Source organism: Paenibacillus sp. plas6, from assembly GCF_057221655.1.
This window is the reverse complement of record NZ_CM170151.1, coordinates 2,906,847-2,921,611: the sequence shown is the minus strand read 5'-3', so window position 1 is coordinate 2,921,611 and position 14,765 is coordinate 2,906,847. Positions and strand designations below refer to the sequence as shown.

Below are 14,765 nucleotides of genomic sequence, written 5' to 3'. Positions count from 1 at the left end.
TAATTTGATCGATTTTTGTCGATATTATGAGATATTGCTTCTTAGGAGGATATCGATCACATGACTTATTTTTGGCAAGAACGTAAGCAACGAAAAATGTTAATCAATGCGGGCTTTAGTTGGCTTTTTGATGCAATGGATGTTGGTATGCTCTCCTTTATTATTGCGGCACTCGCAACGGATTGGAATTTGGGTGCTGATCAGGTTGGCTGGCTAACCGCGATCAATTCGATCGGAATGGCAGTTGGAGCTGCAATCGCAGGAGCACTAGCTGATCGTTACGGTCGTCGCATGATTTTGCTTGCTACGCTTATTCTCTTTTCTCTAGCTACTGGTTTTTCCGGACTAGCTACAAGTTTTTTAATGTTATGTTTCTTGCGTTTTTTTGCAGGAGTGGGACTTGGCGGTGAGCTTCCAGTCGCCTCAACTCTCGTATCAGAATCCGTTCCAATTAGTGAACGAGGTAGAATAGTTGTCATTTTGGAAAGTTTCTGGGCTGCCGGCTGGCTTGTTGCTGCACTAATCTCATATTTTGTGATACCGCAATTCGGATGGCAAATTGCATTTTTTATTGGAGCATTGCCTGTATTTTTTGCGATTTACTTAAGACGCTCGATCGAGGATTCCCCGCGATATAAAAAGCAAAAGAATGCTAATAAGCTTAGCTTTATGGAGCGCATTGCTTTTATCTGGTCGAAGCCTTATCGTCGTTCTACAACTGTTCTATGGATCCTTTGGTTTACTGTTGTTTTCTCATATTATGGCATGTTTTTATGGCTTCCTTCCGTTATGGTCATAAAAGGCTTTACTTTAGTGAAAAGCTTTCAATATGTATTGCTGATGACGTTAGCGCAGCTTCCTGGCTATTTTACTGCAGCTTATTTTATTGAAAAATTTGGTCGTAAATTTGTGCTAGTTGTCTATTTATTTTTTACTGCAGTTAGTGCGCTATGGTTTGGTCTAGCTGAATCTCAAGCTGCTCTGCTTACTGCTGGTGCATTGCTTTCCTTCTTTAATTTAGGAGCCTGGGGCGGCATGTATGCCTATACTCCTGAACTATATCCTACAGCTGCAAGGGCAACTGGGGTTGGCTTTGCAGCATCATTTGGCCGAGTTGGCGGAATATTAGGACCTTTTCTTGTCGGCATACTTGTGGCACGAGAAATCGCTGTATCTGCAATCTTCACGATCTTTTTTATCTCCATTATTATAGGTGTTATTGCCGTGTTGTTTTGGGGCAAGGAAACACGAGGCATTGATCCAGATGCTGAAGAACGTGCAATAGTCAATGCCGCAAATTAGTAAATACATTTCATAGCTAATATGGTAATACAATGGACAGGGATAAATGGACAAGCTAATTGATAAATTACAGCATTATTAACGTATATTTCCCCTTCGTCCATTGTAGCTATAGCTAATATTGCGAACATTGCTTGCTTGATTAACATTTCGCTTGCTTCTTTTTATGCTGTTGCCACTTCCATTTCCATTCCCCTTGCCGTTCCCATTTCCATTCCCGTTGCCGTTGCTATTGCCATTATCATTATCATCTTCCTGATTGGCGACAAGTATTGAAAGTAAAGCAAGAGCGTCACCGATTACTACGACAACGGCGGATATTAATCCTAGCTTTTCTGCATCAGACATTGAACTCCAGCTTTTCATTAGTAACCCCCGCTCTTAGCCCATTTTTTAGTTGCTACTAGCATATGCAGCACCCAGAAATTGGGCTGTGCGAATGCCTAGAGCGCTCTTTTCCGCAACATTATTTCCCTTTAATCATTTTCTCTTTAATTATTTTGCCTCTAACCGAGACAAACTTTGAATGCCACGAAATATAACATCAATGTCTACAATTATGAATGGATAATTGTTATATCATCGCTAATAATTAAATAAAAAACAGGAGTATGAAAAATATGATTCATCATAATTTAAAAACTTTACGTACACGTCATGGTTTAACTCAAGAGGAAGTAGCAGAAAAAATTAATGTTTCTAGACAGGTTATTGCTAAATGGGAAAAAGGGGACTCTGTGCCTGATCTTCAAGCTTGCTTAGATATAGCTAATTTATATGGTGTAACAATAGATAATCTAGTCTCTTATAAAGAAGAAGTCACTGGACTAGTTGTTCCACCTAAAGGGAAGCATTTCTTTGGCAGTGTAACTGTAGGCGAGCGAGGACAAATTGTTATTCCTAAAAAAGCTAGAGATATTTTTGGCATTAAGCCAGGTGATTCGCTAATTATTGTTGGTGATGATGATAGAGGTTTAGCGATTGTGCCAGAGTCATTTATTAGTGAATTTTTTAACCTTATTAAAAAAACCCCATTCGATCAAGACAACTAACTGGAAGGGAGGCAATCAACATGAACAAAGCCGTATCTGTGAACAAATTAAGCAAACATTATCGTTCTACTGTTGCTGTTAACGAAGTATCATTCGATATTTATGAAGGAGAACTATTCGGCTTGTTAGGTATGAATGGTGCGGGAAAAACAACTCTAATTAATATGCTGTCTTGTATCTCTACTCCTACTTCGGGAGATGCTGAAATTTATGGGTATAGCATCGTTAAGCAACCTAACGAAGTGAGGCAATTTCTTGGAGTATCGCCGCAGGAGTCAGCCATTGCGCCTAAATTAACAGTGCAGGAAAATTTAATGTTTATGGCTGAAATCTATGGATTAAGTAAGTCGGAAGCTAAAAACAGAGTGCAAGACATGGTAGAATTATTCTCCTTTCAGCCTTATTTAACCCAAAAAAGCAGCAAGCTATCCGGCGGCTGGAAACGCAAATTAAGTATAGCCATGGCACTCATCAGTAAGCCGAAATTATTATTTTTAGATGAGCCGACGTTAGGACTTGATGTAATTAGCCGTCGTGAGCTATGGAGCTTAATTGAAAATCTAAAAAAAACGACGACGATTATTTTGACAACTCATTATTTAGAGGAAATTGAAGCATTAACTGACCGTTTACTGATAATGAAAGATGGCAAGATCAAAGGAGTCGGCACGATTGATGAGCTTAATCAATTAACAGGTCAGAGTAAGTTTGAGGATACGTTTGTAGAAATCGTCACAGGAGGTCATAAACGATGAGAAAAACGATGATCTTTGCAACGAGAACATTAAAAGAAATATTGCGCGACCCTCTATCTATTGCCTTTGGTGTCGGTTTTCCGGTTGTGTTAATTATTTTGCTATCCGTTATTAATCAAAACATTCCGAATGATATGTTTAATATTCAGTTGCTTAGTCCAGGTGTAGCAGTTTTTGGCTTATCTTTTTTAGCCTTATTTGCCGCGCAAATGATCTCTAAAGATAGAGACAGCGCTTATACGATCCGTCTATTCACTACACCAATGAAAGCTTGGGACTTTATTTTAGGTTATACTTTACCGCTAGTTCCTTTAGCCATTTTACAAGGCTTCATTTGTTATTTAACAGGTCTAGTGTTTGGATTGCAAATTAATATTGATGCTATTATAAGTTTATTTTCTTTAATTCCTACGGCATTAATTTTTATTGGCATTGGTTTACTGTGCGGCACTTTGCTTTCTGAAAAAGCCGCTACTGCCCTATGCGGAGCATTGCTTACTAATTTATCTGCATGGCTTTCTGGAGTTTGGTTCGATCTCGATTTAGTAGGTGGAGTATTTAAAACTATTGCAAACGCATTGCCATTTGTACATGCTGTTAAACTTACCCAGACAGTATCGACGGGACAATTTTCTCAAGCGTTACCTCAACTTTGGTGGGTATTGGCATACGCAATGATTTTAATAGCATGCGGAGTATATGCATTTCAACGACATATGTTAAACCGCTAATCTCCTATATGCCTTCTCGCATATAAAAACGGTTAGATGATAGGAATCAGTTCCGTTCTCGTCTAACTGTTTTTTCAAGTTTCTGCAATACGAATATCCGCTATCTTAATGGTTGGTGGTCGGGTATCCATCTGAATATTATTCATAAGTGTATAAATAACTAAAGAGCCTGGTTTTAAATTTTCCTTAGATTTTTCAGGGATTTGACTGAGATTAAGAAAGTAAAGCTGTTTATACTCAGCAATAATCTCGTCAATTGATTTTTCCAATAGTGCTTGTTTTTCTTCCTCGGATATTTGTATGTCTATACTTACGAGGTACAAGTCTTTGTTGATTTCATGTTGACCAAGCAGAATGCCTTGCTTTTCCATTTCGTTTAATTGAATAGTTTGCTCGTTCGAATTATTGTTTGATGGATAGAGCGAATCTTTTGCACTATGATTCGCTGGAACAGTTGGTTCCGTTTTATTGCTGCAGGCCGCTGCAGTAAGAAATATGATGCAAAGCATAAACAAGGCAACATACTTCACATGCTATTCCTCCTCTCACCATTGCTACAATAAACGACGCTCATACCTCTAATTAAGTTTTAAATAGCTGATTAAAGCAAATAAAAAGGCATGCGCTGCAGCATGCCCATTAATGAGTATTTAGCCAAAGAACAAGTCGAGGATATTGGAGCCTGTTGATGACTCACGATTATAAAATTCTGAGTAACCGCATTTTTTACAATATACAACGACAAATTGATTTTTCTGAATATCAAACATTTTCGATAAACCCGTACCTGTCATCGCGACTTCTTTCGTACCAGCATCTCTGCTTCCACATTTAATACACCCATGATTATGATTCATATTGGTTCACCCTCGTATTTTCTAAATAAAAAGCTTTGGTTTTATTTACGGTTTCCGTTTAAATAAGTTTCGCCGAAATGATTTCAGTTTATTTATTCGAATTTGTTAATTGAATCAATTAAACGGGTTAAACCATTTAATAAGCCGGCTTTATCCTCCGCTTTCCAATCACTTAATGCGTCAGACATCATTTGCTTTCTGGTACTTTGAATAATTGAATAAATCTCCTTCCCTTTTTCGCTTAATTCAGATACACGAATACGAGAATCTTCGGCTGATGGGTATGTTTTCACTAGCCCTGCTGCCTCTAATTTATCAATTTGGCGACTGATGCTGGAATAATTTCGTCCCATTTTATCAGCCAAATCCCCAACACTAGTTGCTTTAAGATGACCAATACCGACGAGAACGCGAAAAGCTGCCGGATCCAAATGTACACCAGCGCGCTCGATCATATTCTGATCCCGATCGCTTCGATTTATGATAGAAACTAATTCAATAATCGCTTCAAAAATTTTATGTTCCATGTAGTTATTATATGCGGATTACTGGGCGAGGAGTCAAGGGTGCATTCCATGCAGCTTCAATATCTTTCAAGTTATATTCTGCTGTAGCAATATGAATTAAACCTTTTGCCGCCAAATCAAATACACTTCTTGCAGATGCCAGCATATCAACAAATGATACACTTCTGCCTCCACTGCCTATTAGCTCAAGAGTTGATGCACGAAGTAACGAGGAAGGCAATTGGATGCTCTCTTGGTCTGACGAGGTGCCAATACTGACAAAGCGAGTTGTTCTAACATTAGCGTGGGCAATAGCGGACATAATGACTAGTGCACTGTCTCCCCACAGATAGTCTAAAACTACATCTACCCCTTCTGACACAATAGGCTGCAATGCCTGCTCAAATGCCTTCTTCCCTTCATCATTTGTCATATCAAAAGCAATGGCTTCGTCCGCATCCAGTAGTCGCAGTTTTGCCTCATTGCGTCCAACAGCGATAACTTTTTTCGCTCCTATATGCTTAGCGATTTGCACAGCTAAGCTGCCTGAAGCACCAGTTGCGCCATTGATTAATACCGTTTGACCAGGTTTAAAATGAGCTCTAAAGATTAAAGCTGCCCATGACGACATCCCTGGATTGGCTATTGCGGCCGCTAATCCATCATCAAGTTCATCCGGTAAAGGAATGAGCATATTCTGTTTCACAATGGTTTGTTCCGCTAAACTGCCATATGGAGCAATTGGAAATGCAAAATAAACGCGAGTGCCATCCTGCAAAGTACCGACTCCGTCCATACCAGCTATCATTGGAAATTGAACATCAGATGAATAATGCTTCCCCATCGAACGAAACTTACTTAGCCTGCTTAATGCTGCCGCCTTAACATTTACCACCACTTGACCTTGTTTTGCTTCTGGTGCTGCAAATTCACCCAATACAGGAGTTGCTCCTAAACGATTCACAATCGCTGCCTTCATCGTTATCAAACTCTCCTCTGCAACAAAATATGTGCATAATGCACATAAATACTATAGCATGAATATGTGCATTATGCACATATTTTGCAAAAAAAAATTTTTGTAAAACTTTTAAAATAATATTTTTGTCAAACTAAATGCGACAGCTATTGTTAAGTCTTTCTTCTATCTGAGAAATCAATTTCACTTTGATTTTAGAAAACTTCTTTTAACTTTTCCTTATAATGAATGATATAAACTTCTTCGTATACCTTATCAGACAATTGGGGAAGTGCATCTATAGTTAATTGATTCTCTGTAATTGCTCCAAACAACCTCTATTGTGTTTGGTCTGTTATCTTATAGATTGACAAAAGAAGAAATATCCCGTTTATTCACTTCTCACTTTAATCAACCTGAGGCATTTGCGAAGAAAATCATTCATTTTATAAATAAAAAAACAACCTTTTCAGGTTGCTTGCAAAATGGTGGAGCATAGCGGGTTCGAACCGCTGACCTTTGCACTGCCAGTGCAACGCTCTCCCAGCTGAGCTAATGCCCCATATCTCTTATTTATTTCTAGAAAAATTATAGCAAAACCATTCCTTTTACAAAAGATAGTTTTTAAGTTCATTATTGTAAAGACAAGAACTCCCCTTGTCGCACGATTAAGACAAGGGGAATCTACCTCCATTATCGACTAATGTATAAATCTATGAAAGCTTAGCGACGCTTGCCTTCATTCAGCTTAAATTGACCAATAAGCTGCTGCAAAAATGCGGCAATTGATTCCACATCTTCGGAGGCTTGTTGCACGCGTAAAAAGTCCTGCTGCAATTCTGCAACTTGCTCCTCCGCTTCAGTAGAAAGCTTACGATTGCCAATGCTGACTGCTGTTATATTTTCCATCAGCAACACAACCTCATCGATAATTTTTGCTTTTTGACTTTCTCCTTCATTCGCTTGACGTAGCAAGTTCGTTGCTGCTGCAATAAGCTCCTCGCCTTCTGCGACGACCTCATTCCCTTCCTCCATAAACCGTTGAGCCTCAACTGCACCCTTATAAACTTCCTCAATAATCCCTTGAATTTGCTCAACGGATTCACGAGTACTTTCCGACAGCTTGCGAATTTCCGAAGCAACGACGGCAAAGCCTTTACCATGTTCGCCGACACGCGCTGCCTCAATCGAAGCATTAAGTGCAAGCAAATGCGTCTGCGAAGAAATATTTTCAATAATTTGCAATACTTCCTCTATGCTGCGGGTCGTCTCAACAAAGGAATTAATACTGTCATTGGTGTTGCTTACATGATGTGAAATATGTGACATTTTACCTTTAATTTTTTCAATTTCCTCTTGCGCTACAGCAATTTGTGCTGCTGCATGCTGTTCAAGCTGCTGTAAGGTTAGCTTCATATCTCCGACTACATCTTTCGCAACATCTAAATCCTGCAGCTGCTTGCGAATGCCTACAAGCATTTTTTCAACACGATTACTTACACGCTGAGTAGTTTTCGCTGTTGTTCCTGTTGATTCATACAGCTCATGCTGATTTGAACGCACATCATCAGCCGCTTGCTTAACTTGAATCATAATGCCTTCTTGCGAGTCAATAAAATTATTTAGCCATTTCGCTTGATCCCCAATTTCATCTCTTGCAAAGCTATTCACTTGCAGACGCTGCGTCAAATCCCCTCTCCCCTCTGCATTACGACGGATAAAACGGTTAATTTCCCATAGCTGCTTAGAAATTGGAAAAGTAACTTTTGCTTTTACGAGGAAGACAATAAGTGCAATAAAAGGAATATTGACTGCTGCTGTAATGCTAGACAATAAGAATGGAGAATTAATGCCAAAATATTGTGCTAATCCTGATGCTAAAGCGGAAATTACCATCATTAAACATAACAACGGTACAAGCAGCTTCGTCATACGCCAAACGATCCCGCGATTGCGATAAACTTCCTCAAGATCACCCTCACACATCATCCCCCATAGATCTGGGTTGTGCGGCATTTGAAAAGTTATCCCTTTGCCAATAACGGGAATATGACGATAATCGGAGTAACCAGGAAAAGCGACAAATAAATTGCTACCATTTGCGATCGTATTGGCTACGCCAGGATGCAGCTGACCTGTTGCTGGGTCAGTAAACATAATTTCCAGCTCTGTATGCTTTTCAATTTTTACTGTTCCCCAATCAGTTGGAACACCATCTTTCAAATTATCCCCTAACGTGAACGTGCGGTCTTCAAAGCGGCTACGCGAAAGTGCAGTACCTGGAGAAATATGCACGTTAAGGGCTGGCTTAGCCATAAATATGTAGTTATCACCAGAATCAGGGTAAACATGACCTGATTCGCGTTGAATTAAGTCGCCAACAACATCGTTTGGCACTCGTCCGCAAAGTAATCCAATACGTTTTTCCCGAACTACAATTGGAGCAATAAATAATAAAGTCATCTCATCATGAAAAGATGATGTGCTTGGTCCAATTTCCAGTGTTAATGGATCAGCAAATGGTCCAAATAAGCATTTACGACCGTTATCTGTAGCAGTAGCATATTCTAAACCTTTAGCAATGGCACTATTTTTATCGTATGTTTTGCCATAATGCGCCTGATAGGTTGATGCAATGACTTCAAAGTTGTTATTTAGTACAAATAGCTCTGAGAAATCTATTGCTCTCATACGCATAGCTTCAAACTGCTGCTCCCAACGTTCACGGCTTACTTCATCTGTATCTGATTTTTCTAGCTCATGTTGAATTTGACCTAATGCGCGATCTAAATACCCCCAGTACAGTTCTGCCCATTGGATTAATAGTTCTTTTCTTGTTTGAGCTATCCCTTCGAATATATCACGTACATCGTCATGTGTATGTGAATTTAATCGCCAAGAGATCCAAAGTGGAAAGCCCTTTTTCCATCCTATCCAGTCAAACATAAGCATCCCTCACTCTAAGTATGTAACTATACATTACTTATTATGTAAAAATTATACTCATCTCATATTTTCTTGTCGATAATCGTCGAGCAACAAATGCTATTTTCTTCGCAATAAGATAAAAATTTATTTAAATAACACAAGTAAAGACAATTAAAATTTGTAATCAGAGCACGATAAAATGAATTGCAGAGTCTATTTGACGAGTTTTTTATTTCCGTGATATGGTTTTACTAGAACTAAATAACAAATTTAAATATTAGCTTGCTTAAAAGTTTATTAGGGAGGGAAGGCATGTTAAAAGCAATTATTTTTGATTTAGATGGAACAATTATTGATACAGAAACAGCATGGTATGTCGCACTAAAGGAACTGTATCAACAATATGGAGCAGATCTGTCATTGGAGCTTTATTCAAGCTGTATCGGTACTCACATAAATGCATTTAATCCATATACCTATTTAATTAATGAGCTGAATGTTCAAGTCGACCCTGATGAATTTAAGCAGCAAGTCCGTATGAAGTATGATGAATTAATGAAAGAGGAAACAGTACGGGCTGGAGTAGTGAACTTTTTGCAGCAAGCTCGTCGTGCAGGCTTAAAACTAGCTGTGGCTTCTAGCTCAGATCGTTTATGGGTGGAACGACATTTGCAAGAACTCGGCTTATTAAACTATTTTGATATTATTCGTACAGCAGATGATGTGAGTCAGGTTAAGCCTCATCCAGAATTATATATCCAAGCAGTGCAAGCATTAGGGGTAAAGCCCGAAGAAGCGGTTGCAATTGAGGATTCTCCTAACGGAGCAAAAGCAGCAGTGGCAGCAGGCTTAGCTTGTCTAGTTGTTCCTAACACGATAACAAGCAGCTTAACCTTTGATATGCCGCATCGTCGCATCAACAGCTTAGAGGAATTAGACTTTAATGAGCTGCTTACAAAGCCATTTTTCTACACTTATCCAAAGTAATAAACGTTGTCGGTGAATGAATAGAAGACAAAGGTTGTTTTTACAAATCAGTTAACTTATTTATAAAGTAAGGCCTATGCATTAAAATGCTCTCTTCAGGGAATACAAATCAACAGAGCTTCTTGCCTGCAAGTATTCTGAAAGGAGTCTGTTTATTTGTAATGGAGAGTTCGCAAAAAATAAGCCTCGTTGCTCTTTCGTCAATCCCATTAATTATGACCTTAGGAAATTCCATGCTAATTCCAGTTCTCCCCGCGATGGGTCATCAGTTAAAGGTAAGTTCATTTCAAATTAGCTTGGTCATTACGGTATACTCCATTGTTGCTATCTTTTTAATCCCTGTAGCAGGTTTCCTTTCTGATCGTTTTGGTCGTATTAAAATTATCCTCCCTTCCCTTGCACTTACTGGAATCGGAGGATTAGTCGCTGCAATTGCTGCAACTTGGTTTGATCATGCTTATTCTTGGATTTTAATTGGCAGATTTATTCAAGGAGTTGGTGCAGCAGGTGCAGCACCGATTGTTTTGCCGCTCATTGGCGACATGTTTAAGCAGGAGCGTGATGTTAGCCAAGGACTAGGATTTATTGAAACCGCAAATACGTTTGGCAAAGTGTTAAGCCCCCTATTAGGTTCACTGTTAGCAATGTTCGTATGGTTTCTGCCATTTTGGGCAATTCCCGTTTTATGTTTAGTCTCTATTTTAATGGTTGCCTTTATGGTGAAAGTGCCAAAAGATAAAGACACAACAACTCCTTCCATGCTAGTTCGCACTTATGTTCATGAAATTAAACAGTTGTTTGCCGATAAAGGTCGCTGGTTATATGCAACATTTGCAATAGGCGGGATAGGTATGTTTATTGTATTTGGAACATTGTTTTATTTATCTAGCATCGCAGAGGATAAGTATGGAATTGAAGGAATATGGAAAGGGATCGTCCTAGCAATTCCTACTACGGCTTTATGTATTGCATCCTTTATCACAGGAAAACTAATAAGTAATAAGCAAAAACGAATGAAATGGTTTAACTTCTGCGGTGTAATAATTATAACTGCGATGTTGCTTGTAATGGTTTGGCTTGGCGAAAAATCGTTGGTAATGGATATTGTATATATTGCGATTGGCTCTCTAGGTATCGGTGTGTCGCTGCCTTGTCTTGATGCACTAATTGTTGAAGGGATTGAAAAAGAAGTGCGAGGTACGGTTACTTCATTTTACAGTAGTGTTCGGTTTATTGGAGTAGCGGCTGGACCGCCTATAGCCTCTATAATGTTAACTCCTACAGCCGATCCGTTTTTTTATTTATGTGCAGGACTAGCTGGAATTGCGATACTGCTAGCATTGTTTGGCATTAAGCCAAAATCGAAACAGCAAGTAAATTAATATCTCTCTTGATTTTAAAAAAAGACTGATGCATTGTTGATACCTTCACAACAACTGCATCAGTCTCTTTCATTTACGAATTTTTATTTTAGCTCATCCCAAGTTTTTTGGAAGCTGTCAAGCAATTCCTCTTTAGAATATTGTCCGCCGATATAAGCTTGCATTGCATCGCCAAACTTGTTGCTGGATGCTTCGCCGCTTGGGAACTTGAACCAGTTCCAGCTAATTGTTTTGCCTTCTTTGCTGTATTTAATAATTTCTGCTGCCAGCTGACCAAGCACTTCTTCGTCTGCTGGAATATTCGTAAAGGCAGGAATAAATTTGAACTCCTCAGTAATATAACGCTGACCAATATCAGAGCTTACCATCCAATTCAAAAATTCTTTAGCTTCTTCCTTAACAGGAGAGTTTTTATTAATTACCCAGTTGTTTGGTACGCCAACTGGCAGTTTATCCATCGCTTCTGCATCGTCATTAATTGGCATTGGTAAAAATCCGATGTTAATATCTGGATTCGTTTGTGAGATCGCAACTTGTGTCCAGTTACCTTGCTGAGTCATCGCAGCTTTTCCTGTTGCGAAATCAGTAACTTGCGTATTGTAGTCAGTTTGCAATGGGTTATTATTACCGTATTTCAACGTTAAATCGAATAAATTTAACCATTGCTCGAAGATTTCATTTCCTACAATTTTTTCAGTTCCTTCATTTAAGCCTTTAATAAAAGCATCAGCATCAGGTTGTTGCGCAAATGGAATATTGATGAAATGATTTCCTAACACCCACCATTCCCCATAACCGTTAACAAAAGGTGTAATGCCTGCTGCTTGCAGTTTTTGAGCGGCTGCTTCTAACTCAGATAATGTACGAGGTGTTTCCGTAATTCCTGCTTCTGCAAAAAGATCTTTATTATAAATATATCCATATCCCTCCAAATTTAACGGCTGTCCATACAGCTTGCCATCCTTTGTCATTGGCTCCTTAGCAGCATCAACTAAATTCGCTACCCAAGGCTGATCGGATAAATCCTCTAAATGCTCAATCCACAGATCAAGATCAGTAAATCCGCCATTGTTGAAAATATCAGGTTCATCGCCTGAGTTGAATTTTGCTTTCAGTGCTGCACCGTAATCTGCACCACCGCCAACTGTTTCGATTTCAATTTTTACATTTGGATGAAGACTTTCATATTCAGCAATCATATTCGTTAAAGCTTCAGCAATTTCAACTTTAAATTGAAACATTTTAATTGTTACTTGCTCACCTTTATTGCCGCCAGAACTAGTGTTGCTATCTGTTGTTGTAGGTGAACTTCCGCCTGTATTGCTTGAATTAGCCGGAGTATTAGAGGAGGAGCTACATGCTGTCAAGCTAGCTAGTAAACAAGCTGCTGCAGTCATAACAACGATCTTATTCATTTTCATTATTAAAACCTCCTAATGTTTTGTGAAATATTTATATTTATGGGTTTAATAGTAAATCAATTTCTTATCATCTAACAGGTACGATGTTGAACAAAAAGGTGCAACTTATTGACTGTTAAGTCTTCTTCTTTCATTTCTACTAATCTAACCTGAGACTATCCCTTTACTGCACCAGCAGCAATCCCTTGAATAAGATGCTTCTGCATAATTAAGAAAAATGTAACCATCGGTGCTACACCGAGAGTTAAGCCTGCAAGCGCCAAATCCCATTGCTTCGTATATTGACCGAAGAAGGAGTAGGTTTGCAGCGGTATCGTCCTTAAAGTTGCATCATGTAGTACTAGTGATGGAAGCAGGAAGTCATTCCAAATCCATAAGCTATTTAACAGCACGACTGTAATCGTCATCGGCTTAAGCAACGGAAATACAATTCTAGTAAATACACCGTATGGACTACATCCATCAACAACGGCAGCCTCCTCTATCTCCGCTGGAATTGATTTAATAAAGCCATGATAGAGAAATAGATTTAATGAGCAACCAAATCCGAAATAACAAACAATAAGCCCAATTCTACTATTCATTAAGCCAATTTCACTAGCAACTCTTACTAAAGGAATCATAATTGACTGAAATGGAATAACCATCGCTGCGATAAATAATAGAAATAGTAGTTTATTTAAGCGATGTGGGCGTCGAACCATACGATAGGCAGCCATTGAACTAATAATGACTAGTCCAACATTGCTTATTACCGTAATGAGCAGGGAATTGGTAAATGCCATTGGAAACTTCATAATACTCCAAACTTTTGAATAGTTATCCCATTGAAATGCAGCAGGCCAACCAGCCGCATTGCTCATTAAATCACCAAAGCTTTTCAAGGAGTTAATAACAACAAAGTAAAATGGAATAAGGAACAAAATGCCCAGCAAGATCGCGATAATTTCAAGAATTAAATGCTTAGCAGAATAGCTCTCAGTCGTTTCCATTATGACTCAACCTCCTTGCGTTTGGTATAAACGACCTGCAATGTTGTAACAATTGCAACAATGACAAAGAAAATTAACGCTTTAGCTGTACCTAGTCCGTAACGATTGTTTTGGAAAGCTTCCTTGTAAATATTTAAGGCTACAGATTCTGTTGAACCAAAAGGTCCTCCTTTAGTTAAGGAAAGATTGAGATCGAACACCTTGAATGTCCATGAAATAGTTAAGAAAAAACATACCGTAAATGCCGGCATAATAAGCGGTATCGTAATATTTTTCAGTAGCTGCAGGGCATTGGCTCCGTCTATTTTTGCCGCCTCCAGCAACTCTTTTGGCATATTCAATATGCCAGCGATGTAAATAACCATCAAATATCCAGCCATTTGCCATATACTAACGATAACAATTCCCCAAAAAGCAGTATTTGCTGTACCGAGCCATGGCAGTTGGAAAAATCCGATGCCAGTCAGTTCGCCAACTGCAGCAAAACCTCTTACAAAAATAAATGACCAAATAAAACCGAGTAATAAACCAGCGATAACATTCGGCAAGAAAAATACAGTACGCAGCACATTCCTTGTTTTCAGACGTTGTGTAAGCAGCAGCGCTAGGCAGAAGCCAACCGCATTTGCTAGAAAGACAGTAACAATTGAATATTTTGCTGTAAACCAAAATGATGTGCGAAAACCTTCATCATGAAGTAAAATATGTTTAAAGTTCTCTAAACCAGCCCATGTTATGTTTCTCGTAACCCCATTCCACTCTGTAAGGCTATAATATAAACTCATAAAAAACGGAATGCCTACTATCATGAAAAAGAATAAAAATGCAGGGCCTACAAATATAATCTGTTGTAAATTCTCGGACCATCGCTTCTTTCGCTGATTCATACTTATC

15 protein-coding genes and 1 tRNA gene are annotated in these 14,765 nt (G+C 38.8%); 6 read left to right on the top strand and 10 right to left on the bottom strand.

All coding sequences use genetic code 11. The features are described 5' to 3' along the window. Positions 1-60 precede the first annotated feature (60 nt). The gene (locus tag AC2TDL_RS13065; RefSeq protein ID WP_484696530.1) at positions 61-1,302 is read left to right on the top strand and encodes an MFS transporter; all 1,242 of its coding nucleotides are present in this window, start codon (positions 61-63) and stop codon (positions 1,300-1,302) included. Between the two features lie 78 nt (positions 1,303-1,380). On the opposite strand, the gene AC2TDL_RS13060 is transcribed toward AC2TDL_RS13065, so the two are convergent. Further along, on the bottom strand, positions 1,381-1,668 hold the full coding sequence (locus AC2TDL_RS13060; protein WP_484696529.1) for a hypothetical protein: 288 nt from the start codon (positions 1,666-1,668) through the stop codon (positions 1,381-1,383). 254 nt (positions 1,669-1,922) lie between these two features. Here AC2TDL_RS13060 and AC2TDL_RS13055 point away from each other — a divergent pair, with 254 nt between their 5' ends. From AC2TDL_RS13055 to AC2TDL_RS13045, 3 genes are read left to right on the top strand one after another with little or no spacing between them, the layout of a single operon-like run. Then, positions 1,923-2,354: a helix-turn-helix domain-containing protein gene (locus AC2TDL_RS13055; RefSeq protein WP_484696528.1), complete on the top strand. Its 432-nt coding sequence runs from the start codon at positions 1,923-1,925 to the stop codon at positions 2,352-2,354. Between the two features lie 20 nt (positions 2,355-2,374). Continuing rightward, a complete protein-coding gene (locus AC2TDL_RS13050; protein ID WP_484696527.1) occupies positions 2,375-3,109 on the top strand; it encodes an ABC transporter ATP-binding protein in 735 nt (244 codons plus the stop codon). Continuing rightward, positions 3,106-3,840, top strand: coding sequence for an ABC transporter permease (locus tag AC2TDL_RS13045; RefSeq protein ID WP_484696526.1), 735 nt, complete (start codon positions 3,106-3,108; stop codon positions 3,838-3,840). The genes AC2TDL_RS13050 and AC2TDL_RS13045 overlap by 4 nt, the downstream gene beginning before the upstream one ends. A gap of 74 nt (positions 3,841-3,914) precedes the next feature. On the opposite strand, the gene AC2TDL_RS13040 is transcribed toward AC2TDL_RS13045, so the two are convergent. The 6 genes from AC2TDL_RS13040 to AC2TDL_RS13015 form a co-directional block, all read right to left on the bottom strand. Further along, complete coding sequence (locus AC2TDL_RS13040) at positions 3,915-4,370, bottom strand: hypothetical protein (protein WP_484696525.1); 456 nt, start codon at positions 4,368-4,370, stop codon at positions 3,915-3,917. A 120-nt stretch (positions 4,371-4,490) separates the two neighbouring features. Next, a complete protein-coding gene (locus AC2TDL_RS13035; protein ID WP_484696524.1) occupies positions 4,491-4,697 on the bottom strand; it encodes a zinc ribbon domain-containing protein in 207 nt (68 codons plus the stop codon). A gap of 92 nt (positions 4,698-4,789) precedes the next feature. After that, positions 4,790-5,224: a MarR family winged helix-turn-helix transcriptional regulator gene (locus AC2TDL_RS13030; RefSeq protein ID WP_484696523.1), complete on the bottom strand. Its 435-nt coding sequence runs from the start codon at positions 5,222-5,224 to the stop codon at positions 4,790-4,792. A gap of 7 nt (positions 5,225-5,231) precedes the next feature. After that, positions 5,232-6,182, bottom strand: a complete 951-nt coding sequence (locus tag AC2TDL_RS13025; RefSeq protein WP_484696522.1) for a quinone oxidoreductase family protein — start codon at positions 6,180-6,182, stop codon at positions 5,232-5,234. A 465-nt stretch (positions 6,183-6,647) separates the two neighbouring features. After that, positions 6,648-6,723: transfer RNA gene (locus tag AC2TDL_RS13020), tRNA-Ala, on the bottom strand. A 161-nt stretch (positions 6,724-6,884) separates the two neighbouring features. Continuing rightward, complete coding sequence (locus tag AC2TDL_RS13015; protein WP_484696521.1) at positions 6,885-9,107, bottom strand: methyl-accepting chemotaxis protein; 2,223 nt, start codon at positions 9,105-9,107, stop codon at positions 6,885-6,887. Between the two features lie 294 nt (positions 9,108-9,401). Here AC2TDL_RS13015 and AC2TDL_RS13010 point away from each other — a divergent pair, with 294 nt between their 5' ends. After that, positions 9,402-10,076 carry an HAD family hydrolase gene (locus AC2TDL_RS13010; protein ID WP_484696520.1) on the top strand — a complete coding sequence of 225 codons (675 nt, stop codon included), beginning with the start codon at positions 9,402-9,404 and terminating at the stop codon, positions 10,074-10,076. A gap of 161 nt (positions 10,077-10,237) precedes the next feature. Then, entirely contained in the window at positions 10,238-11,458 is a 1,221-nt protein-coding gene (locus tag AC2TDL_RS13005; protein ID WP_484696519.1) for an MFS transporter, read from the top strand. Between the two features lie 83 nt (positions 11,459-11,541). Here AC2TDL_RS13005 and AC2TDL_RS13000 read toward each other — a convergent pair whose 3' ends face one another. The 3 genes from AC2TDL_RS13000 to AC2TDL_RS12990 all read right to left on the bottom strand — a co-directional run bounded on the left by AC2TDL_RS13000 (position 11,542) and on the right by AC2TDL_RS12990 (position 14,758). Continuing rightward, complete coding sequence (locus AC2TDL_RS13000; protein WP_484696518.1) at positions 11,542-12,879, bottom strand: ABC transporter substrate-binding protein; 1,338 nt, start codon at positions 12,877-12,879, stop codon at positions 11,542-11,544. Between the two features lie 155 nt (positions 12,880-13,034). Next, the gene (locus tag AC2TDL_RS12995) at positions 13,035-13,871 is read right to left on the bottom strand and encodes a carbohydrate ABC transporter permease (protein ID WP_484696517.1); all 837 of its coding nucleotides are present in this window, start codon (positions 13,869-13,871) and stop codon (positions 13,035-13,037) included. Further along, the gene (locus AC2TDL_RS12990; RefSeq protein ID WP_484696516.1) at positions 13,871-14,758 is read right to left on the bottom strand and encodes a carbohydrate ABC transporter permease; all 888 of its coding nucleotides are present in this window, start codon (positions 14,756-14,758) and stop codon (positions 13,871-13,873) included. The genes AC2TDL_RS12995 and AC2TDL_RS12990 overlap by 1 nt, the downstream gene beginning before the upstream one ends. Positions 14,759-14,765 lie beyond the last annotated feature (7 nt).

Excerpts from the sequence above, each read along its gene's own strand:
- AC2TDL_RS13030 (WP_484696523.1), bottom strand. The coding sequence starts at position 5,224 with ATGGAACATAAAATTTTTGAAGCGATTATTGAATTAGTTTCTATCATA.
- AC2TDL_RS13045 (WP_484696526.1), top strand. The coding sequence starts at position 3,106 with ATGAGAAAAACGATGATCTTTGCAACGAGAACATTAAAAGAAATATTG.
- AC2TDL_RS13055 (WP_484696528.1), top strand. The coding sequence starts at position 1,923 with ATGATTCATCATAATTTAAAAACTTTACGTACACGTCATGGTTTAACT.
- AC2TDL_RS13025 (WP_484696522.1), bottom strand. The coding sequence starts at position 6,182 with ATGAAGGCAGCGATTGTGAATCGTTTAGGAGCAACTCCTGTATTGGGT.
- AC2TDL_RS13010 (WP_484696520.1), top strand. The coding sequence starts at position 9,402 with ATGTTAAAAGCAATTATTTTTGATTTAGATGGAACAATTATTGATACA.
- AC2TDL_RS13035 (WP_484696524.1), bottom strand. The coding sequence starts at position 4,697 with ATGAATCATAATCATGGGTGTATTAAATGTGGAAGCAGAGATGCTGGT.
- AC2TDL_RS13000 (WP_484696518.1), bottom strand. The coding sequence starts at position 12,879 with ATGAAAATGAATAAGATCGTTGTTATGACTGCAGCAGCTTGTTTACTA.
- AC2TDL_RS13060 (WP_484696529.1), bottom strand. The coding sequence starts at position 1,668 with ATGAAAAGCTGGAGTTCAATGTCTGATGCAGAAAAGCTAGGATTAATA.
- AC2TDL_RS13005 (WP_484696519.1), top strand. The coding sequence starts at position 10,238 with ATGGAGAGTTCGCAAAAAATAAGCCTCGTTGCTCTTTCGTCAATCCCA.
- AC2TDL_RS12995 (WP_484696517.1), bottom strand. The coding sequence starts at position 13,871 with ATGGAAACGACTGAGAGCTATTCTGCTAAGCATTTAATTCTTGAAATT.
- AC2TDL_RS13050 (WP_484696527.1), top strand. The coding sequence starts at position 2,375 with ATGAACAAAGCCGTATCTGTGAACAAATTAAGCAAACATTATCGTTCT.
- AC2TDL_RS12990 (WP_484696516.1), bottom strand. The coding sequence starts at position 14,758 with ATGAATCAGCGAAAGAAGCGATGGTCCGAGAATTTACAACAGATTATA.
- AC2TDL_RS13065 (WP_484696530.1), top strand. The coding sequence starts at position 61 with ATGACTTATTTTTGGCAAGAACGTAAGCAACGAAAAATGTTAATCAAT.
- AC2TDL_RS13015 (WP_484696521.1), bottom strand. The coding sequence starts at position 9,107 with ATGTTTGACTGGATAGGATGGAAAAAGGGCTTTCCACTTTGGATCTCT.